This is a genomic window from Mesorhizobium sp. f-mel, from assembly GCF_053850215.1.
The window spans coordinates 39,579-60,314 of the sequence record NZ_JBSPTO010000017.1 but is presented as its reverse complement, the minus strand read 5'-3'; the positions used below and the strand labels follow the sequence as shown (position 1 = coordinate 60,314).

Annotated in this window: 18 protein-coding genes; 10 read left to right on the top strand and 8 right to left on the bottom strand. The window is 63.0% G+C overall.

Features of this window, described 5'->3' with window-relative positions; translation table 11 throughout:
• Window positions 1-247: 247 nt before the first annotated feature.
• Window positions 248-2,086 (bottom strand): M3 family oligoendopeptidase, encoded by a 1,839-nt coding sequence (locus tag ACWUKX_RS20215; protein WP_456008616.1) that lies wholly within the window; start codon window positions 2,084-2,086, stop codon window positions 248-250.
• 193 nt (window positions 2,087-2,279) lie between these two features.
• Between ACWUKX_RS20215 and ACWUKX_RS20210 the strand changes: the two genes are divergently transcribed.
• Window positions 2,280-3,815 carry a sigma-54-dependent transcriptional regulator gene (locus ACWUKX_RS20210; protein WP_456008614.1) on the top strand — a complete coding sequence of 512 codons (1,536 nt, stop codon included), beginning with the start codon at window positions 2,280-2,282 and terminating at the stop codon, window positions 3,813-3,815.
• A gap of 378 nt (window positions 3,816-4,193) precedes the next feature.
• A complete protein-coding gene (locus ACWUKX_RS20205) occupies window positions 4,194-6,098 on the top strand; it encodes a DUF882 domain-containing protein (protein ID WP_456008612.1) in 1,905 nt (634 codons plus the stop codon).
• 107 nt (window positions 6,099-6,205) lie between these two features.
• On the opposite strand, the gene ACWUKX_RS20200 is transcribed toward ACWUKX_RS20205, so the two are convergent.
• Window positions 6,206-6,844, bottom strand: a complete 639-nt coding sequence (locus ACWUKX_RS20200) for a 2-dehydro-3-deoxy-phosphogluconate aldolase (protein ID WP_456008611.1) — start codon at window positions 6,842-6,844, stop codon at window positions 6,206-6,208.
• A 191-nt stretch (window positions 6,845-7,035) separates the two neighbouring features.
• Here ACWUKX_RS20200 and trhO point away from each other — a divergent pair, with 191 nt between their 5' ends.
• The 3 genes from trhO to ACWUKX_RS20185 all read left to right on the top strand — a co-directional run bounded on the left by trhO (window position 7,036) and on the right by ACWUKX_RS20185 (window position 9,977).
• A complete protein-coding gene (gene trhO / locus ACWUKX_RS20195) occupies window positions 7,036-7,959 on the top strand; it encodes an oxygen-dependent tRNA uridine(34) hydroxylase TrhO (RefSeq protein WP_456008609.1) in 924 nt (307 codons plus the stop codon).
• Window positions 7,960-8,173: 214 nt separating this feature from the next.
• The gene (locus ACWUKX_RS20190; RefSeq protein WP_456008608.1) at window positions 8,174-8,941 is read left to right on the top strand and encodes a tellurite resistance TerB family protein; all 768 of its coding nucleotides are present in this window, start codon (window positions 8,174-8,176) and stop codon (window positions 8,939-8,941) included.
• 280 nt (window positions 8,942-9,221) lie between these two features.
• Entirely contained in the window at window positions 9,222-9,977 is a 756-nt protein-coding gene (locus ACWUKX_RS20185; RefSeq protein WP_455840234.1) for an SDR family oxidoreductase, read from the top strand.
• A 24-nt stretch (window positions 9,978-10,001) separates the two neighbouring features.
• Here the strand turns inward: ACWUKX_RS20185 and ACWUKX_RS20180 are convergent, their stop codons facing one another.
• Entirely contained in the window at window positions 10,002-10,382 is a 381-nt protein-coding gene (locus tag ACWUKX_RS20180; protein ID WP_029349689.1) for a YciI family protein, read from the bottom strand.
• 125 nt (window positions 10,383-10,507) lie between these two features.
• A complete protein-coding gene (locus tag ACWUKX_RS20175) occupies window positions 10,508-11,692 on the bottom strand; it encodes a pyridoxal phosphate-dependent aminotransferase (protein ID WP_456008607.1) in 1,185 nt (394 codons plus the stop codon).
• Window positions 11,693-11,775: 83 nt separating this feature from the next.
• Here ACWUKX_RS20175 and ACWUKX_RS20170 point away from each other — a divergent pair, with 83 nt between their 5' ends.
• The 4 genes from ACWUKX_RS20170 to denD all read left to right on the top strand — a co-directional run bounded on the left by ACWUKX_RS20170 (window position 11,776) and on the right by denD (window position 14,881).
• Complete coding sequence (locus tag ACWUKX_RS20170; protein ID WP_095517269.1) at window positions 11,776-12,462, top strand: GNAT family N-acetyltransferase; 687 nt, start codon at window positions 11,776-11,778, stop codon at window positions 12,460-12,462.
• A gap of 173 nt (window positions 12,463-12,635) precedes the next feature.
• Window positions 12,636-13,631 (top strand): cation diffusion facilitator family transporter, encoded by a 996-nt coding sequence (locus ACWUKX_RS20165; protein WP_455846618.1) that lies wholly within the window; start codon window positions 12,636-12,638, stop codon window positions 13,629-13,631.
• 64 nt (window positions 13,632-13,695) lie between these two features.
• Window positions 13,696-13,902 (top strand): hypothetical protein, encoded by a 207-nt coding sequence (locus ACWUKX_RS20160; protein WP_029349698.1) that lies wholly within the window; start codon window positions 13,696-13,698, stop codon window positions 13,900-13,902.
• Window position 13,903: 1 nt separating this feature from the next.
• Window positions 13,904-14,881 (top strand): D-erythronate dehydrogenase, encoded by a 978-nt coding sequence (gene denD / locus ACWUKX_RS20155; RefSeq protein ID WP_095517213.1) that lies wholly within the window; start codon window positions 13,904-13,906, stop codon window positions 14,879-14,881.
• Window positions 14,882-14,913: 32 nt separating this feature from the next.
• Here the strand turns inward: denD and ACWUKX_RS20150 are convergent, their stop codons facing one another.
• The 4 genes from ACWUKX_RS20150 to ACWUKX_RS20135 form a co-directional block, all read right to left on the bottom strand.
• Window positions 14,914-16,041 carry a nickel/cobalt transporter gene (locus ACWUKX_RS20150; RefSeq protein WP_456008606.1) on the bottom strand — a complete coding sequence of 376 codons (1,128 nt, stop codon included), beginning with the start codon at window positions 16,039-16,041 and terminating at the stop codon, window positions 14,914-14,916.
• Window positions 16,042-16,045: 4 nt separating this feature from the next.
• Window positions 16,046-16,714 carry a DUF1007 family protein gene (locus ACWUKX_RS20145; RefSeq protein WP_029349704.1) on the bottom strand — a complete coding sequence of 223 codons (669 nt, stop codon included), beginning with the start codon at window positions 16,712-16,714 and terminating at the stop codon, window positions 16,046-16,048.
• A gap of 86 nt (window positions 16,715-16,800) precedes the next feature.
• Complete coding sequence (locus tag ACWUKX_RS20140; RefSeq protein WP_456008605.1) at window positions 16,801-17,700, bottom strand: LysR family transcriptional regulator; 900 nt, start codon at window positions 17,698-17,700, stop codon at window positions 16,801-16,803.
• A 1-nt stretch (window position 17,701) separates the two neighbouring features.
• Window positions 17,702-18,901 (bottom strand): amidase, encoded by a 1,200-nt coding sequence (locus ACWUKX_RS20135; protein ID WP_456008604.1) that lies wholly within the window; start codon window positions 18,899-18,901, stop codon window positions 17,702-17,704.
• 545 nt (window positions 18,902-19,446) lie between these two features.
• On the opposite strand from ACWUKX_RS20135, the gene odc2 reads away from it, so the two are divergent.
• Window positions 19,447-20,580, top strand: a complete 1,134-nt coding sequence (gene odc2 / locus ACWUKX_RS20130; protein WP_029349710.1) for an ornithine/lysine decarboxylase — start codon at window positions 19,447-19,449, stop codon at window positions 20,578-20,580.
• The last annotated feature ends 156 nt before the right edge of the window (window positions 20,581-20,736 follow it).

The window sequence follows — 20,736 nt, the reverse complement described above, 5'->3', positions numbered from 1 at the left end:
TGCCATGGCCAACGGCCGCTGTCGCATTTGCCGAAGCGCCGTGACCGGACCGAAGATTTTTTCCTGGCCTGAGCCCCGCGCCCGACTGAGCTTGAGGCGGGACGCTATCATACAGCTTCCGGAAAGCTAACGGAAAAATTCCACGGAGAGTTATTTAAGAACAGATATTTAGGGGCAAGAATAGAATGGTCTCAATATGCATCGCGGCTAAACTGTTCTGTCAGCCCCGGATGTTCAGCGCTGTGCGTCAATTGTCCAAAGCTTCGAGCTCGTCGATCAGCCCGCCGATCACGCCAAGTCCGATCTGCCAAAAGGCAGGGTCTGTGGCGTCAAGGCCGAAGGGTGCCAGGAGCTCGGAATGATGCTTGGTGCCGCCGGCGCGCAGCATGGCAAAATATTTCTCCTGAAAGCCACGCTCGGCATTCTGATAGACCGCATAGAGCGAATTCACCAGGCAGTCGCCGAAAGCATAGGCGTAGACGTAGAAGGGCGAATGGATGAAGTGTGGAATATAGGTCCAGAAGACCTCGTAACCGTCGCGCAGCTTGATCGCCGGCCCGAGGCTTTCCGCCTGCACTTCCAGCCAGAACTGGCCGAGCCTGTCGGATGTCAGTTCGCCGTTCTTGCGCTCGGCATGCACCTTGCGTTCGAATTCGTAGAAAGCGATCTGGCGCACGACCGTGTTGATCATGTCCTCGACCTTCTGGGCAAGCATGGCCTTGCGCTCGCGTTTGTCCGTGGTCTGGTCCAGCAGCGAACGGAAGGTCAGCATCTCGCCGAAGACGGATGCGGTCTCGGCCAGCGTCAGCGGCGTCGAGGCCATCAGCGCGCCCTGGCCTGCAGCCAGCACCTGATGCACGCCGTGACCAAGCTCATGCGCCAGCGTCATCACGTCGCGCGGCTTGCCCATGTAGTTGAGCAGAACATAGGGATGCGCCGACGGCACGGTCGGATGCGCGAAGGCGCCCGGCGACTTGCCAGGCCTTACCGGCGCGTCGATCCAGTTGCGGTCGAAGAAAACCCGCGCGATCTCCGCCATGTCAGGTGAAAAGCGCTGATAGGCGGAAAGCACCGTGTTCTTGGCCTCGTCCCAGCCGATGATCGCTTGCGGGGTCTCCGGCAACGGCGCGTTGCGGTCCCAGTGGTTCATCACTTCCATGCCGAGCCAGCGCGCCTTCATCTGGTAGTAGCGGTGCGACAGACGCGGATAGGCGTCGCGAACGGCTGAGGCCAGCGCATCCACCACGCTGCGCTCGACGCGGTTGGCGAGATGGCGAGAATCGGCGATGTCCTCGAAGCCGCGCCAGCGGTCGGAAATCTCCTTGTCCTTGGCCAGCGTGTTGGTGACCAGCGTGAACGTGCGCAGATTCTTGCGGAAGGTTGCGGCCAGCGCTTCAGAGGCCCGGCGGCGCACCTCGCCATCGGCGTGCTGGAGGCGGTTCAGCGCCGGCTCCAGGGTCAGCTCCTCGCCATCGATGTCGAAGCGCAGATCGGTCATCGTTTCGTCGAACAAGCGGTTCCAGGCGCCGCGTCCGGTAATCGACTTCTCATGGAAAAGCTGCTCGACGCGATCTTCCAGCTGGTAGGGTTTGTCCATGCGCAGATCGAGCACCCACGGCCGGTAGTGAGCGAATGCGGGATCGGCAGCAAGCGCGGTTTCGATCGCGGCGTCGTCGATGAGATTCAGTTCGAGCGCGAAAAACAGAAGATGCGCGCTGGCGTCGGTCATCTTCTCCTGAATGTCGCCATAGAGCTTGGCGCGCTGCGGATCCGCGGTGTTGCCGGCATAGATCAGTCCGGCATAGGAGACGATCCGGCCGATCAGTTCCTCCAGCGCCTCATATTCGGCAAGTGCCTCGCCCAGCCTGCCGCTGTCGGCACGCTCCGCCTCGGCTGCGAGCGTGCCTTTCCAGCGGCTCTCGAAGCTGATGGCATCGGCCGCCGCCTTGGCGATGTCCCGCTTCAGCTCGGGGGCGTCCATCCCCGAATAGAGATCGGCGAGATCCCATTCCGGCAGGTCGCCAAGCTCCGCCGCGCCCTGACCGGACGCTGCCGCCGCAAGCTGCCGACCAAAAACCATGCGCATTGCCGATACTTTCCAGATTGCAGGACCCAAGCGGCCAGACTCAAAGATTCAAATGGGTATGAGAAAGCCGGTCAAATCCTAAGGAATTCGTTCACCGGGTTTTTTGAAACCTTATTTAGAACCCTGTGCCAAGATGATCCATAGGGCGGATTCCCTTGGGTGGGCATATTGGGCGAGCATCGTTGAACCAGTCATGACAGGTTCCATACTCATAGTCGATGATGATCCCGTGCAGCGCAGGCTGCTCGAGGCGGCCGTGACGAAATTCGGCCACAGCGCGATTATCACGGATGGCGGCGAGGCCGGTCTCGACGCGCTCGACGGGCCCAACGCGCGCGACGTGTCGGTGGTCATCCTCGACCTCGTCATGCCGGGCCTCGACGGCATCGGCGTGCTGAAGGCGATGCGTGAGCGCGGCATCCAAGTTCCGGTCATCGTACAAACCGCCCAGGGTGGCATCGAGACCGTCGTTTCGGCCATGCGTCATGGTGCTTTCGATTTCGTCGTCAAACCGGCATCTCCCGACAGGCTGCAGGCATCGATCGGCAATGCGCTCAAGGTCGAGGCGGTCGAGGGCGAAGTGAAGCGCACGTCGCGGCGGCGCGGCGGCCATCTGACCTTCAAGGACATGATCACGCACAGCCCGGCGATGGACCGGGTGATCCGTCTCGGCCAGAAGGCGGCCGCGTCCAACATCCCGATCCTTATCGAGGGCGAATCCGGTGTCGGCAAGGAACTGGTGGCGCGCGCCATCCAGGGCAGCGGCGATCGCCGCTCAAAACCCTTCGTTACCGTCAATTGCGGCGCCATCCCCGACAATCTGGTCGAATCGATCCTGTTCGGCCACGAGAAGGGCTCGTTCACCGGCGCCACCGAAAAACACACCGGGAAGTTCGTCGAAGCGCATTCGGGCACGCTATTTCTCGACGAGATCGGCGACCTGCCGCTCGACGTGCAGGTCAAGCTGTTGCGCGCCGTGCAGGACGGTGAGGTCGATCCGGTCGGCGGGCGTTCGACCATCAGGGTCGACATCAGGCTGATCTCGGCGACACACCGCAATCTTCTGCAGCAGGTCAAAGACGGCAAATTCCGCGAGGATCTGTTCTATCGCCTGAACGTCTATCCGATCTTCGTGCCGCCGCTGCGCGATCGTCGCGACGACATCCCGTATCTGGTCGAGCACTTCCTGGAGAAGGTTGCGCCCACCGATCCACGTCACCGCCTGCACGGCATTTCGGCTGCGGCGCTCGCCATGCTGCAGTCCTACGACTGGCCGGGAAACATCCGGCAGCTGGAAAACGCCGTCTTCCGGGCCTCGGTGCTTTGCGAAGGCGATGTGCTGACCGAAGAGGAGTTTCCGCAGATCCGGGCGCAGGTCGAGGGCACCGTCAACCTCGATGCGGATGGCGCGTTGCACGCGTCGCCTTTGGTCATCGAGCCGCCTGGCGAGGACGTGCCGGCCGATAACGGCATCGCTGCAACCGAGCTCGATCCGCCGGCCAGGCCGCAGCCCCGATTCGGCACGCTGCGGGCACTCGACGAACGCGGCAATGTGCGCGCGCTGGCCGACGTCGAACTCGAAATGATCAAGCTCGCGATCGACCATTACAACGGCCAGATGAGCGAAGTTGCCCGCCGCCTCGGCATCGGCCGCTCCACGCTCTACAGGAAGCTCAAGGAGTACGGCATCGATCCGGAAACAGGCCGTATCGACCGGCTTGCTTCCTGACTAAGCAAGTCCGGACCAGCTTGTCAGCCTGGCACCAGGACAATCGACAGTCATCGACCGGGCGTGACGCGCGTCGGGGTGACGCGCTTGCCGGCAGTGTTCACGCATTGAGGCGGCCGGTAACAGATCGTGTTCAGCAAAGGCCGAAACATGATCTAAACCAGCAGTTTACCAAGAAACCCCGCGCAATATTTTTGACGGGATATTGCCACGGTGTTACCGCATTTCGGCTTCAATAAGCGATGATTAACCATTAGGATCGATATTCGGATGCGAACACCACCGCATCCGTTGGTCAAATCCGGGGACAAACGGCAGCCTGCAAGGCCTTTTGATTTGAACAAAGTCGAACGACACACAAACGGGCGGCATTATCACATGAGCGTCTGGCCGAGATGGCTGGCAGCAGTGATTCTCGCCTTTGGCTTCCTTACAGCGGCTGCGACCGGCGCCAGCGCCCAGACACGTTCGCTGAAACTCTATAACCTCCACACCAAGGAGAAGGCGGAGATCGTCTTCAAGCGCGGCGGCCGCTACGACCAGGCGGGTCTGAAAAAGATCAACGTCATCCTGCGCGACTGGCGCCGCAACGAGCCGACCAAGATGGATCCGCGCCTGCTGGACCTGGTCTGGGAGGCTTACCGGCAGAGCGGTGCCACCGACTATATCCAGGTCGTTTGCGGTTATCGTTCGTCGTCCACCAACTCGATGCTGCGCAGCCGCAGCAGGGGCGTCGCCAAGAAAAGCCAGCATATGCTCGGCAAGGCCATGGACTTCTACATTCCCGGCGTGCCGCTGAAGAAACTGCGCGACATCGGTCTGCGGATGCAGGGCGGCGGCGTCGGCTATTATCCGAGGTCCGGCTCGCCCTTTGTCCACATGGATGTCGGCAATGTGCGCCACTGGCCGGGCATCAGCCGCCAGGAACTGGCGCGTGTGTTCCCCAATGGCAAAACGCTGCATGTGCCGAGCGACGGCAAGCCGCTGCCCGGCTATTCACAGGCGCTCGCCTCCTACAAGGCGCGCAAGGGCGCCGGCGCTCCCGCCATCGAACTGGCCAGCGCAGGTGGCGGTTTCAAAAAGTCCGGTGGTCTGCTGGCGGCTTTCTTCGGCGGCGGTGAAGACGAGGCCGATGACAGCGCCGATGTGGCAGCCGCGCCAGCGCCGAAGTCAAAGAGCGTGAAGCTGGCGACCGCGAAGCCGGCGCCGGCCGCCAAGAACAGCAAGCTTCCGGGCATTGCCATCGTGTCGCCTCAGGATGCGAAGCGCGCCGAGATTCCGCAAATCGCCGATGCGCCTGCTCCGGAACCGGAGGAGGACACGCCGGAAACGATCATCGCGGCGCTGCCGGCGCGCAGTGTGCCGCTGCCTGATTTCGCCCCGCGTCCGAAGACCGATGTCGGCGCTCAGCCGCCCGAAAACGTTCCGTTCGGCGTGGCGGATGCCACTGCCACCACTGAACAGGCGGTGGCGACCGCGCAAGCGCCGGCAAGCGCTCCCTTCGGCATGGCCGAGCCGTCCGCTGTCGCCGATTCGGCGCAGGTTGCGGCCAACAACATTCCGTTGCCGACCTGGCGTCCCGATCACTCGCTGCCGGCCGACCTTGCAGCGGCCGACCTTGCGCCGCAGGACAAGGATGTGCTTCTGGCGCTGGCGGATACGGCCGGGCACGGCAAGACCGCTACCGATGCGTTCCCGGTGCTGCCGTCGGCTCGGCCCGATCTGGCGCAGCCTGACTTGGCCCAGACTGATTTGGCCCAGCCCGACGTGGAGCGGCCCGATTTGGGCCAGACGGACCAGGTTCAATCCGATGCGGTCAAGGCCGTCCTCGAGCGGGTCAGCGCAACCGACGAATACCAGGTCGCTTCGCTCTCCCAGCCGAGCTCGATTCTCAGCGATCCGGCGAACGGCAATGCCGCATCGCCGCGCGAGGCTGTCTTTACCCGTCCGGCCGGCTCGGATCCGGCCGCGGCGATCGGTGCGGGTGTGAAGACCACCCGCAAGGCAGCCAGGGCAACCGCCCGTGACCTGAAGCCTGGTCCCAAATCCGTGGTGGTCGCCGCCGAGCCGAAGGCCGCGCGCTGGGCATTGAACAGCGGCGAGAATGTCGCCACCGTCTCCAGCGCGACGACGGCGCCGCGCTATGCCTACAATATCGTGCACACGCCGCCGACCGAGGTCTACACCGCGGGCTTCCAGCCGAACGATCAGCTGGCCGACGCCAACCGGTTCACCGGCAATGCCGTCAAGTTCATGTCGGTAGCCCGCTTCCAGACCAAGTAGCGGATCAACCAAGCAAAACAAAGCCGCGCCGGACAACCCGCGCGGCTTTTTGCTGTTCGCAAACAAACGCCGCGATGCAGCCAGTCCGCTTGGGGATAAGAGTTTCTCTACCGCCCGAGCTTGCTCGCCGCGCGCGCCAACGCCTCGATTTCGTCCCACCTGCCGGCCTTGACCAAATCGTCCGGCGCCACCCAGGAGCCGCCGACGCAGATGACGTTGGGCAAGCTCAGATAGTCGGCGGCGTTCTTGCCGGTGATGCCGCCGGTCGGGCAGAATTGCACATCGGCCAGCGGCGAGGCGAATGCCTTGAGCGACGCGATGCCGCCCGACTGTTCCGCCGGGAAGAATTTCAGGAAACGCAAGCCTGCCTCGCGGGCGGCCATGATCTCACCCGGCGTGATGGCACCGGGCAGCAACGGAACGTCGCTGTCCTTCGCCGCCGCCAGAAGCTCGCGGGTGATGCCGGGGCTGACGATGAACTTGGAGCCGACTGCTGCCGCCTCGCCGAACTGGCGGGCGTCCAGAATGGTGCCGGCGCCGACGATGGCGCCCTCGACTTCGCTTGCCACAAGCCGGATCGCCTCCAGCGCGTCAGCTGTCCGCAGCGTGATCTCGATCGCCGGCAGGCCGCCGCGTGCCAGGGCACGCGCCAGCGGCACGGCATCGGCGACGTTGGCGATCTTCAGCACCGGGATTACCGGTTGGCCGTTGAGGAGCGACAGGAGCTTTTCGGTCTTGCTGGGCATTGTCGTCTCTCCGGTATTGATCCGTTCAACCGGTTAGCAGAAGGCCGTTTTTCTGTCCACGAAACGAAGCGTGTCGCGATGTCACGCACTGCCGGCAATGCCGTCAGCACCGGCCGTCAAAGCCACCAGGGAGAGGCTGATCCACGCGTCAGCCTTGAATCGGCTTTCATGAGCGTTTAGTGGCTTCGGCGATGACACTGCCCAATCAACCTTTCCGCGTTGCCGCGCTCTACAGGTTTGCCCGGCTCGACGGCTTCGAGGCGTTGCGCGCACCACTCGCCGCCTTTTGCTGCGGACGCAGTATCAAGGGCACGCTGCTTCTGGCGCATGAGGGCATCAACGGCACGGTCGCCGGCAGCGAAGCTGACATCGCCGCGCTCATCGATCATCTCCAATCCATCGAAGGTCTCGCCGGTCTCGAGGTCAAGTACAGCAGCGCCGCGCAGACGCCGTTCCACCGCATGAAGGTGCGGCTGAAGCGCGAGATCGTCACAATGGGCGTTAGGGATATCGATCCGGCGGCAAGCGCCGGCACCTATGTGGCACCGGCAGATTGGAACGCACTGATCTCGGATGCGGGCACTATCGTCATCGACACGCGCAATGCCTACGAGGTATCGATCGGCACCTTCAAGGGCGCGGTCGATCCCGCCACGACGAGCTTTCGCGAATTCCCGGCCTGGGTCGAGCAGCACCGGGCCGAGCTCGTGGGCCGGACGGTGGCCATGTTCTGCACGGGCGGCATACGCTGCGAGAAGGCAACGGCCTATGTGAAGTCGCTCGGCTTCGAGGATGTGTTCCATCTCAAGGGCGGTATCCTGAAATATCTCGAAGAGGTGCCCGCCGAACAGAGCCTCTGGCAGGGCGAGTGCTTCGTCTTCGACGAGCGCGTCTCGGTGTCGCACGGGCTGGTCGAGGGTGAGGCGGAACTGTGTCGCGCCTGCCGGCATCCGCTGATCGGGCAGGACCGGTTATCGCCGAAATACGCCGCCGGCATCTCATGCCCGCATTGCTTCGATGCCCGTTCCGACGAGGATCGCGCGCGCTACGCCGAGCGTCAGCGCCAGGTCGAGCTTGCAGAAGCGCAAGACAGGGCTCCGCACATCGGACGTTAGAGCGACGTGCGTCCGCTGGACGCACAAATTACGCTGTAACACATTGCATTTCGGGCCGATGCGTTAGGAGACGGCAGATCCTGACATCATCTCGTTTCCGCCATCATTGGCAAAGCGCTCATCGGTCATTGTAATGTCAATATGCGGGGCCTACCTCTTCAACGTCCGAAAACCCGCCCGTCCACGTTCGGCCGGGCCAATTCTGGAGGCATTGATGTTCGATCCCAAGAAGCTCCTCGACGATCTGCTCGGCTCGCAAATTCCCGGAACGGGGTCGACCGTCCGCGACAAAGGGGGTCAGGCGGTGCAGATGGCCAAGGACAATCCGCTGGCGGCCGGCGCACTGGCCGCGGTGCTGCTCGGAACCGGCGCTGGCCGTCAGGTCACCGGCACTGCGGTGAAGCTCGGCGGCCTGGCCATGATCGGCGGTCTCGCCTACAAGGCCTACCAGAACTACAAGAACGGCAAGGCGCCTGCGGAAACGGCCGCAGCCGGCTCGCCGGAATTGTTGCCGCCGCCCGCCGACACCAGCTTCCATCCCTCGCAAGCGCCGCAAGGCGAGGACGAATTCACGCTGACGCTGGTGCGGGCGATGATTTCGGCGGCGAAGGCCGACGGCCATATCGACGACGACGAACGGCAAAAGATCGCCGGCAAGCTCAGCCTCTCGGGCATCGGCTCCGACGCGGAGAAGTTCCTGACGTCGGAGCTGGAAACGCCGCTCGACCTGGATACGCTGGTCGCCGGCGCCCAAACCGACGCGCAGAAGCTCGAACTCTACACCGCCTCGCGCCTCACCATCGATCCGGATACGCGTTCCGAACGCGGCTATCTCGATCTGCTCGCCGGCCGCCTCGGGCTGCCGGACGCACTGGTCGACCATGTCGAGGCGACGGTGTCAGCGGCAAAGGTACCGGCGGCAAAGGTGCCGGAGTCAGGGGCGCCGGAGTCGGACAAGGCAACCGCCAGCTCGCGCTGGTAGGCTTCAGGGCCGCGGAGGGCGGCAATCCGGGAGCCGCTCTCACGTTAATGTCTCGTTTACCTAGGAAGCGCATAACTTTAGGTAGTCGGATCGGCTTTCCTCCTCCCAAGTCCGGTTCAGATCAGGGCGGCCGCCAATGGCCGCCCTTTTGTTGAAGCGGGCTGGCGCATAACCCGAAATCGGAATCGATTTTTGGAAGCGATCATGCGCAAAATCAAATTGCTCGAAATCAAGCTGCTATAGCGTCCTTGCGGACACGCGGCGCTGTAGGAGGACAGTTATGACAAACTACAAAACGGCCATCGTCACCGGCGCCGGCACGGGCATCGGCAAAGCCGTCGCTACGGCGCTGCTCAGGTCCGGCTGGAACACGGTGTTCTGCGGACGCCGCAAGCCGGTGCTGAACAAGGCGATCGCCGACGCCGGATCGACACAAGCCAAGGCGCTGGCGGTCGCCTGCGACATCAGCAAGGCCGATCAGGTCGACGAGATGTTCGAGACCGTGGCGGCGGCTTTCGGTCGTGTCGACCTGCTCTTCAACAATGCCGGCACAAGCTACAAGTCGACATTGATCGACGAGATCCCCGTCGAGGTGTGGAACGAAGTCGTCGGGGTCAATCTCACCGGCTCGTTCCTGTGCGCCCGCGCCGCCTTCGGCGCCATGCGCAGGCAGCAGCCGATGGGCGGCCGCATCATCAACAACGGCTCGGTGTCGGCTTACGCACCGCGGCCGGGCTCAGTGCCCTATACCGCGACCAAGCACGCCATCACCGGGCTGACCAAGACGCTGGCGCTGGACGGCCGGCCTTATGACATCGCCTGCGGCCAGATCGACATCGGCAACGCCTTGACCGACATGGCGCAGGCGATGACGGTCGGGGTGCCGCAAGCCAATGGCTCCATCGCCGCCGAAGCGGTGATGGATGTACAGCAGGTCGCCAATGCCGTCGTCCATATGGCCAGCCTGCCGCTCGACGCCAATGTGCTGTTCATGACCGTGATGGCGACGAAGATGCCGTATGTCGGGCGAGGGTAGTCGCTCGAAGACTCGACGGGCGGTCTAAGACTGAGTAGCCGAAAGCGGCACGCCGGGAAGATACAGCGAAATGGGGCGGATTTCGTAGACGGCGGTTGGATTGACGCGGCGTAGGTCGCGCGCAATCGCGATCGCGGCATCACGCGTGGCGCAATCGACGACGTAAAGTCCCAACAATTGCTCCTTGGTCTCGGCGAAAGGCCCGTCAATGACCATTCCGGCGCCCGGCCCGCGCAAGGTACACGCGTCTTGTGTCGCCCCGAGCCGCGCTGCCGGGCCAAGGGAGCCTTCTCGGTATAGCCGTTCGTTGATCTGGAGCAGGTCGGTCATCAGCGCCGCATCCTCCTCCGGCGTCAGCGCCGCGACCACTTCTTCCACGTGATAGGCGAGGATGGCATAAAACATCTGACTTCACCTTTCTTCGGTCGTGAATTCTTTCGCCGGACGCGCAATGAGCGCTGTAGCACTCTGATTTGCGCATGATCCCCAGCGAAAATCGATTTCGATTTTCGCGGTCATACGTTTTGTCCTCACTTGCCCAGAAACGCCTCGATCCGCTCCAGCGCGCGCAGGATGTTCTCTTCGGAATTGGCGTAGGACAGCCTGATATAGCCTTCGCCGAGAATGCCGAAATCAGGTCCGCCAATCAGCGCCACGCCGGCATCCTCAAGCAAGGCAGACGCCAGCTTCTTGGCCTTCCAGCCAGTTTTTGAGACATTGGGGAAGGCATAGAACGCGCCCTTCGGTGTGATGCAGGAAACGCCTGATAAGGCGTTCAGCCCTTCGACCACGACCTTCCTGCGGCGGTCGAAGGCGCGCATCATCTTGTCGACGTCGTCCTGCGGACCGTCGATGGCGGCGATGCCGGCATATTGGCTCGGGGCATTGACGCAAGACCAGCAATTGACTGCCAGCTTGCGCACCTTGTCGTAGAGGTGGGCACCCTTGTCGCCGTTCGGCCAGATCGACCAGCCCATGCGCCAGCCGGTCATCGCCCAGGTCTTCGACCAGCCGTTGAGCACGATCAGCCGGTCGCGGATTTCAGGGAAATTCAGCAGGGAGCAATGCGTCTCGCCGTCATAGGTCATCACGTCGTAGATCTCGTCCGAAAGGATGGCGATGTCCGGGTGCGCTTCCAGTTCTTTGACCAGCTTCTCGATCTCGGCGCGGGGGGTAACCCCGCCGGTCGGGTTGGCCGGCGAGTTTAGGATCAGCAGCCTGGTCTTCGGCGTGATCAGCGCCAGCGTCTCCTGCGCCGAGAAGGCAAAGCCGTTCTCCTCGCGCATCGGCACCGGCACCGGAGCAGCACCGGTGAACTCGATCATCGAGCGATAGATGGGAAAGCCGGGATCGGGATAGAGAATCTCGGCGCCCGGTTCGCCGAACATCAGGATCGCGGCGAACATGGTCGGCTTGCCGCCGGGCAGGATCATCACCGCCTCGGGCGAAACCTCGACCCCGGTGGTGGTCAGCGTGCGCCGCACCACCGCTTCGCGTGTCGCCAGCAGGCCGTTGGCCGGCGTATAGCCGTGGTGGCCGTCACGCAGCGCCTTGATCGCCGCCTCGACGATGTGCTGCGGCGTCTTGAAGTCGGGCTGACCGATGCCAAGATTGACGATATCGCGGCCCTGATGGGCGAGCGCGGTGGCACGAGCCAGCACCGCGAAGGCGTTTTCCTCGCCGAGACGATCGAAGGCCGAAATCGTGTGGAGCATTTTTCCCGTCCGTGTGGTTCTTTCACCGAGCGAGCGTTTTTGTGAGCGTCCGCTCACAAAAGTCAAACGGATTGGAGCTTTGGGTGTCGGAAAATCTCAAGAATTGGCAACCGCGCCCGCGGCCCGAACGCAAAGTCCTTGAGGGGCGCACTGTCAGGCTGGAACCGCTCAACGCCGAAAAGCACGGCGACGGCCTGTTCGATGCCTCGTCGGTGCCCGATATCGATGGCCGCTTCGCCTGGCTGTTCGACTATCCACCGCAGACCCGCGCCGCCTTCCAGCCATGGCTGGACAAGGCCGAAGCCAGCGAGGACCCGCTCTTCTTCGCGGTCATCGACAAGGCCAGCGGCAAGGTCGCCGGACGCCAGACGCTGATGCGCATCGATCCGGCCTATGGCGTGATCGAGATCGGCAACATCTATTGGGGGCCGCTGATCTCGCGCAAGCCGGCGGCGACGGAAGCTCAGTTTCTGTTCATGAAATACATCTTCGACGAGCTTGGCTATCGCCGCTACGAATGGAAATGCAACAACCGCAACGAGCCGTCGAAGCGCGCGGCGGAACGTTTCGGCTTCAAGTTCGAGGGCATTTTCCGCCAGCATCTTGTGGTCAAGGGCGAAAACCGCGATACCGCGTGGTACTCGATCATCGACAAGGAGTGGCCGGCCCTACGCAGAGCCTATGAGGCATGGCTCGATCCGGCCAATTTCGATGGCGACGGCCGCCAGAAGCGACGGCTCGAGGATTTCCGCGCCGAGTTCGGCGCCTGACCATGATCCCGAAAAGTGGAAGCCGGTTTTCGGGCAAGATCATGGTCAAACAAGAAGGACCATGATCCCGAAAAGTGGAAGCCGGTTTTCGGGCAAGATCATGGTCAAACAGGAAGATAAAGCCTCCATCCCGATTCTGCCGGGATGGATCAGGCTGTAACAGGAGTTCGCAGATGGCGCACACCCATGACCATGGTTCGCAAGGGCATGACCACAGCCACGGCGCCGGTCCTGTGCACGGATCGACCGACAAGAAACGGGTGCTGATCGCAGCCTGCCTGACCGCCGGCTTCATGGTCGTGGAAGCGCTCGGCGGTCTCTTCACCGGATCACTGGCGCTGCTGGCGGATGCCGGCCACATGCTCGCCGATTGTATCGCGCTCGGCCTTGCCTGGTATGCTTTTCATCTGGCCGGCCGGCCGGCCACCGTTCGCCTCACCTATGGTTTCGGCCGGGTCAAAACGCTGGTCGCCTATACCAACGGCATCGCCATCTTCGCCATTGCGCTGTGGATCATCTATGAGGCTTGGGAACGCCTGCTGACACCTGCGCCCGTGCTCGGCGGGCCGATGCTGGTCGTCGCGATCGCCGGTCTGCTGGTCAATATCGGCTCCTTCTTCGTGCTGCATGGCGGCGACCGCGACAGCCTGAACATGCGCGGTGCCATCCTGCACGTGCTCGGCGACCTGCTTGGCTCGGCGGCGGCGATCATAGCTGCGCTGATCATCCTGGCAACGGGCTGGACGCCTATCGATCCGATCCTGTCCGTCCTTGTCTCGCTGCTGATCCTGTCCACGGCCTGGTCGCTGATGCGCGAAGCAGCCCATGTCCTGCTCGAGGGCGTGCCGGCGAGCCTCGATCGCGACCTGATCGCAAGGGACATAGAGGGGACGGTCAAGGGCGTGCGCGAGGTGCATCACATGCATGTCTGGTCGCTCGACGGGTCGAGCAACATGGCGACCTTGCATGCCTGCCTCAACGATGGCGTTGATGCTCACAAAGCGGTCAGCGCCATCAAGAAGCGGCTTGCCGCCGAGCATGGCATTGCCCACGCCACCGTAGAGCCGGAATTCGGCCATTGCGCCGACAGCCACGATGGGCACGATGGGCACGATGGCGAGCACGACCATGCGCACGATGCGGCTCCGCATCATGGCCACTGTCACTGACACCCGGGAGTTCCAAAGCATTGGTAACGAACTTGATGAATTCCCGCCGCGTCAGGACCACGTGATGGATCGCGACACGCGCAACGCGGCGATAGGCGCCCTCTGGGTGCTGCTGCTGTTCGGCATCGCCGCCTACTATTTGCCAACCGTGATGCTGGCGGTCGGCCGAGTCTCGACCATTCTTGCCGCTGTTATTGCCGCTGTCTTCATGGTGGCCATTTTCGTCGTGTTTTGGCTGCGTGGCCGCAGCCAGCGCAAAAAGGATCATTGATATGCGTATTTTGATTACCGGCGCGGCAGGCATGGTCGGCCGCAAGCTCATCGCCCGGCTGGCGAAGGACGGAACGCTCAGCGGCCGGAGGATCGCCGCGCTCGACCTTCACGATATTGTGCCGCCGCAGGCGCCGGCACTGGAAGGCGTCGGTGTCACTATCCATACAGGCGATCTCGCCGCGGCGAGCGGGATGGAACGGCTGGTCGCGTCGCGCCCCGACGTGATCTTCCATCTCGCCGGCGTCGTGTCGGGCGAGGCGGAAGCCAATTTCGATCTCGGTTATCGCGTCAATCTCGACGGCACAAGGGCGCTGTTCGATGCCATAAGGCTGGCGGGGTTTGCGCCACGCGTCGTCTTCACCTCGTCGATCGCCGTGTTCGGCGCACCGTTCCCGGACATCATCCCCGACGAATTCCACCCGACGCCATTGACCTCCTACGGCACGCAGAAGCTGATGGGCGAAGCATTGCTCGCCGATTATACGCGGCGCGGCTTCTTCGACGGCATCGGTATCAGGCTGCCGACCATCTGCGTCAGGCCCGGCAAGCCCAACAAGGCCGCGTCAGGCTTCTTCTCCGGCATCATCCGCGAGCCGTTGAGCGGCCAGGAAGCGATATTGCCGGTGCCGCGCTCTGTCGTGCACACCCACGCCAGCCCGCGCTCCGCGGTGAATTTTTTGATCCACGCAGCAGGGATCGACGGCAGCGCCGTCGGGCCACGCCGCAATCTGACGATGCCCGGTGTCGCCGTCACGGTCGGCGAGCAGATCGAGGCCTTGCAACGCATTGCCGGCGCCGAGGCGGTGAAACTGATCCGCGAGGAGCCCGACGATACGATCTGGGCGATCGTCAAGGGCTGGCCGACACGGTTCGAAGCGCGGCGGTCGAGGGAGCTTGGCTTTGCCGCCGAAACCAGCTTCGACGATATCATCCGCGTCCACATCGAGGACGAGCTGGACGGCAAAATTGCCGGTTAGCTAACGCGCGTTCGATCGGACGGGCGAAGGCGTCATCCGCCAGCGGTCAGGCTGGCCGAAAGCAGCAGCAGCCCGAACAGGAAGACGAAGGCTGCGCCGCCGATCTCGACGATCGAATGTATGCGGTTGCCCATGCGGCCGTCACCGGCGAAATAGACCGCCCAGTTCTTGGCCGTCACCGCCAGCGTCGCCAAGATCGAGACCGTGATCGCGGTGCCGAGTGCCATCGCCAGCACCGACAGGATGCCGCCGAACCACAACCCGTTGAGCATCGCAAAGCTCAGCACGATCAGCGCGCCCGAGCAGGGCCGGATACCGACCGCAGCCACCGCCGACCAGGCGGTGCGCCAGTCGAAGCGGTCGCCGGAAAGCAGCGTCGGGTCGGGCGCGTGTGAATGCCCGCACGTCTCGCAGACTTCGCCCGCCGCATCGTGATGGTGATCGTGCCCGCCATGGTCATGGTGATGGTCGCGTGCGCCGTGATGATGGTCGTGACCGTCATGGCCATGTGCGTGAAGCGCATGCACTGAATGCGTATGTGAGTGGCCCGCATGTGAGTGGCCGGCATGGGCCGCCGACAGGCTGTAGGGAGGGTTGGCGCCGAACAGGCGAAGGATAGCGGGGCCGGCCTTGCGCCACAAAAGCCAGGCGCCGAACAGGGTGACGAAGACAAAGCTCGTGACTTCGAGGAACCATGCCGCATCGGTCATCGATATGGTGGTGCCGCGCAGGACGAAGTAGGCGAGCATCATCACGAGGATCGCCGTCAGCGCCTGCAGCAGGGCCGAGACAAAGGACAGCATGATGCCGCGCTTGAGCGCGACTTCGTTCGCGACCATGTAGGACGAGATCACCGCCTTGCCGTGCCCGGGGCCGGCAGCATGGAAAACGCCATAGGCGAAGGACAGGCCGATAAGCAGCCACAGCTTGTTGCCGTCCTCGCGCATCGCCTTCATTGCGCCGGCAAGCGCGCGGTAGAATTCCTGCTGGCGCAGGTTGATCCACATCAGGATGTGGGCGAATGGGCCGGTGGTGGGAGCCATCCCGTCATTGGTGCCGATGCCGAGCGAGCTCTGGGCGTGGGCGGCGCCGAGGAAGTGCGTCGTCACAAGGGCGACGGCCAAAAGGCCGAAGGCCAAACGCAGGGACGGTTTCGTCACCGGATTATCCTTCTGGCTGACAGTTCAGTTCAAGCTTGGTCGCGAAGATCTTGCTCATGTCGGTGCCTGTCGGATCGTTGAAGAACGCGTCCGTCAGGGTCTTCTGGTTCTCGGCGAGCGCCTCGTCGGGGTTCGGACGAACGACTTTGCTCGCGCATGTCGACGGCATGCCATCGACCTGCAGATTGGCATCCTCGGTGAAATCGATCGCCGTGTAGAAGGTCGGGTCGTAGACGCCGATATCGATCTTGCCGGCCAGCTTCATCGGTGCCTTCGGTTCGGATTCGAACAGGATGATGAGTTGATCGTTCTCGAAATTGGCCATCAGCTGCGGCGGCGGGTTCATCGCCTCGTCCTTGCCGTCTACGGTGACGAGCTGGAAGTAATTGAACTCCGCCAGCGAAGCATGGACGGTGTCGGCGACTTCCTTCAACTCCTTGTCGTCGAGCTTCAGGTCGGAATTCTTGTCGAATTCCATCATAACCGTACTCGAAAACAAATCGTCGAAGCGCCAGAGATGGCGCAAAGCCTTCACAGTTTGGTGATCCGGACTGAGGACCACTTCGAGGCGAGCCTCGGCGAAGACGTGCGGATGCACCTCGGCTGGCCCGACCGTGGCAAATGTCGCCGCTATGGCCGAAGCCATGATGATTGCTTGCCGTTTCAGGTGCATTCTCGGTCGCGATTCCATCAGCTTGGGTAAAATATCGAGAGTTACTAGAAAGGGGGCGAAAATGGGACCGCAAGGCGGCTGAAAGCTCATGCGTTGTCAATCGTCTTGAACCACTGCACCAGGAAATCGACAAAGACGCGAACCTTCGCAGGCAAATAGCGCCGGTGTGGATAGACGGCGAAGATGCCGCCACCCGGTAGGATGCGGTCATCCAGCGCGGCCACCAGCCGGCCACTTTCTAGGTCGGGCGCGGCGATGAAATCCGGCAGGATGGAAAATCCCAATCCCGCCACGGCGGCGGCCCTTGCCGCCATCGGACTGTTGACCTCGATCGGACCGGAGACCGAAACGGTTACCGTATCGCCGCTGTCGCCCTTGAACGGCCAGTTGGTCAGCCAGCGGCCATTGGTGTCTATGATGCAGGGCACGCGGCCAAGGTCCTGCGGACGCACTGGCATGCCGTGCTTCGCGATCAGTTCGGGAGATGCGCAGAGCCGCACCGAAAACGGCGCCAGGCGCCTCGCGATCAGCGAGGAGTTTTCCAGCCGCGAAATGCGCACGGCGAGATCGAAACCTTCCTCGACCAGATCGACGAAGCGGTCGTCGAGATGAATGTCGAGCACGATGTCGGGATGCTGCTTGGCGAAGTCGATCAGCGACTGGCCGATCGGTGCGTCAGCAAAAGTGCGCGGCGCCGACAGCTTGATCCTGCCGCGAACGTCGCCGGAGGATTCACGCACCGCATCGGCCAGGCTGTCGACCTCGCGGACGATTTCCGAGGCGCGGCGGTAATAAGTGTGGCCGGCCTCGGTCAGCGAGAACTGCCTGGTGGTGCGGTTGAGCAGCAACGCGCCGAGCTCGTCCTCCAGCTCGCGCACATATTTCGACAGCAGCGCCTTGGAGCGGCCGATCTTGCGCGCCGCTGCCGAAAAACCTTCGGCCTCGACCACGTCGATAAAGGCGCGCATGCGGGTCAGCGTGTCCATGTCATGCGCTCCCTTGGTGAGCTGAAAGGATACGCGCGGCAAGCGTCAGCAGCTGCCGGTCGCTGTTCTTAGGTCCAAGCAGCGAGAGGCCGAATGGCGCACCGTCGGCCTTGCCCAGCGGCAGGGTGATCTGCGGAAAGCCGGACAGGCCGGAAAGGCACAGCAGCCTTAGCGCGCGCTCGCGATAGGTCTGCAATTCGTCGAATGAGGCGGCCTTGAGCGGGGCGGCACCTGGAGCGGTCGGCAGCACAAGAACACCGTCCTCGCCAAGCAGGTCGGCAAGTTCAATACGAAACGAAACGCGACGTTCCGTTTCGTGTCGTGCGGTTGCGAGGTCGATGGTCGCGCCATGCTCGAAACGCTCCTTGACGCCGGGGCCGAGCATCCGGTCACCCTGCGAGATCCAGGCACCATGATTTTGCCAGGCTTCGTACCCCTGCAGCTTGCGGAAGCACCAATAGAGATCATCGGTGGAATGCGACAGCGGGGCAACGGTGCGCGGCGCGCCCAGCACCGAAGCGACAGTGCGGACCATGGCGCGATATTCGTCGGCCTGCTGCGGGCCGAGCACGAGGCCGTCCAGCGCGTCGAGGGCGAGGGCGCGTGCCAAGTCGTGGCGTTGCCGATCGTCGTCGAGCAGCACCGTGCCGACCTTTTCGTAGGTGGCCATGTCCCTGGCGAACCAGCCGAACGTGTCCAGTGAAGGGGCCAGCGGCATGGCGCCTTCAAGCGAAATGCGGCCATGCGTGGTCCTCAGGCCGATCAAGCCGCAAAAGCTTGCCGGCGCGCGGATCGAGCCACCGGTGTCGGATCCGATGGCGATATCGGCCAGCCCGCCGGCAACCGCGGCGGCGGAACCGGAGGATGAGCCGCCGGTGACGCGGTCCGGCGCTGCCGGATTGACCGGCGACGGAAAATGCGCGTTCAGCCCCATCAGGGAGAAGGCCAGCTCGTCGGTCTGCGTCTTGCCGACAAAGCGCGCGCCCGAATCAAGCAGCGCCTGGACGGCCGGCGCTGTCGCCGAGGCGGGTGAAGCCTCCCGGTGTTTCTGCGGATTGCCGCAGCCGGTGCGGTAGCCGGCGACGTCGTAAATATCCTTGACGGCCAGCCGCAGGCCGGCAAGCGGGCCGGATTGCGCATTGGACACGGGGATATCGTCAAGGTCGAGAAAAGCGTTCAGAGGGCCGCAAGTGCCTGTCATGCGTTCGATATCCGGATACAATTGTTGCAACATTGTTCGGCGCCAGGAATTTTACAACCTGGCGTACGATTTTTATTGATTGTGAAATCCTTCGACCTTATATCGCGCTTGCCCAAAGTCGCACGTGCCTGTGGGTGTCCGCCGATCCTCAAAATGGTGAGGGATATCGGTAAGGTAACTGGAGCTAACCCCTCCAGTCGGTTTAGCGGCCAACCGCCAGACCGAGGACACCTTGAAGCAACGACGGTGCGGGCCTTTCTGGTGTTCTGCCGGTCGTCCAAAGACCGGGGTTACTGAAGAGGCACACCTTCATTGCCGGCAGTGCGGAACGGGTTCTCCCAATCCAAGCCAAGGCAGACAAAGCGAACCGAGGCCGGGCAAGGCCAAGGTTCACCGCCGCGAGACGGCGCTTCATGGTTCCGGGGTCTCCACCGGCTGGTTCCATGGATTTGACGTCCCGCCTTTGTCCACCGCGTGTTCGCGAGTCGATGACCCGCGTCCCGCAGCCTTTGTGCGCGCCGAAAGGCGCTGATGGAGAGACCCCGATGGCTACCCAGCGCATCCTTGACTTCCTCGCCACCCGACGTCCGAACGGCCCCTGCCTCGTCGTCGATCTCGATGTCGTGCGCGACAATTTCCGTGCTTTCGAGAAGGCGCTTCCCGATTCGAAAATCTACTATGCGGTGAAAGCAAACCCGGCGCCGGAAATCCTGCGCCTCCTTGCTGCGATGGGCTCGTCCTTCGACACCGCTTCCGTTGCCGAAGTCGAGATGGCGATGGACGCCGGTGCGCCGGCGGACCGCATCTCCTTCGGCAACACCATCAAGAAGGAGCGCGACATCCAGCGCGCCTATCAGCTTGGCATCCGGCTGTTCGCAGTGGACTGCGTCGAGGAGGTCGAGAAGATCGCCCGCGTTGCACCCGGCGCCCGTGTGTTCTGCCGCGTGCTGACCGACGGCGAAGGCGCCGAATGGCCGCTGTCGCGCAAGTTCGGCTGCGTGCCGGCGATGGCGGTCGACGTGCTGCGCCATGCCAGGACGCTCGGCCTCGACGCCTACGGCGTGTCGTTCCATGTCGGCTCGCAGCAGACCGACCTGACCGCTTGGGACCGCGCGCTCGGCGACGCTAAAAAGGTGTTCCTCGCGCTCGCTGAGGAAGGCATCGTCCTGAAGATGGTCAATATGGGCGGCGGTTTTCCGACCCGTTACCTCAGGGATGTGCCGGTGGCGCAGGCCTATGGCCAGGCGATCTTCTCTGCGCTGCGCAAGCATTTCGGCAACGCGATTCCCGAGACGATCATCGAACCGGGCCGCGGCATGGTCGGCAATGCCGGCGTCATCAAGTCGGAAGTCGTGCTGATCTCGAAAAAGGCCGACAATGACAATGTGCGCTGGGTGTTCCTCGACATCGGCAAGTTCGGCGGTCTCGCCGAGACGATGGACGAGGCAATCCGCTACCCGATCATGACCGCGCATGACGGCACCGAAACCTCGCCGTGCGTGCTCGCCGGCCCGACCTGCGATTCGGCCGACGTGATGTACGAAAAGACGCCGTATCCGCTGCCCCTGTCGCTGACCATCGGCGACGAGGTGCTGATCGAGGGCACCGGCGCCTACACGACGACCTACGCCTCGGTCGCCTTCAACGGCTTCGAGCCTCTGCGATCCTACGTGATCTGACGGCTTCGGCCCTCAGATCACCCGGTGCGGGCGACGAGATCGCCCGCTTCGGTTCGCCTGTGGAACAATCCGCTCGTGAAGGATCGCGGAAATGGAAATTGTGGATTTCATTGTTGAAGGCGCTTTGGGCTGGCAAATCTCCCCCCTTGAGGGGGA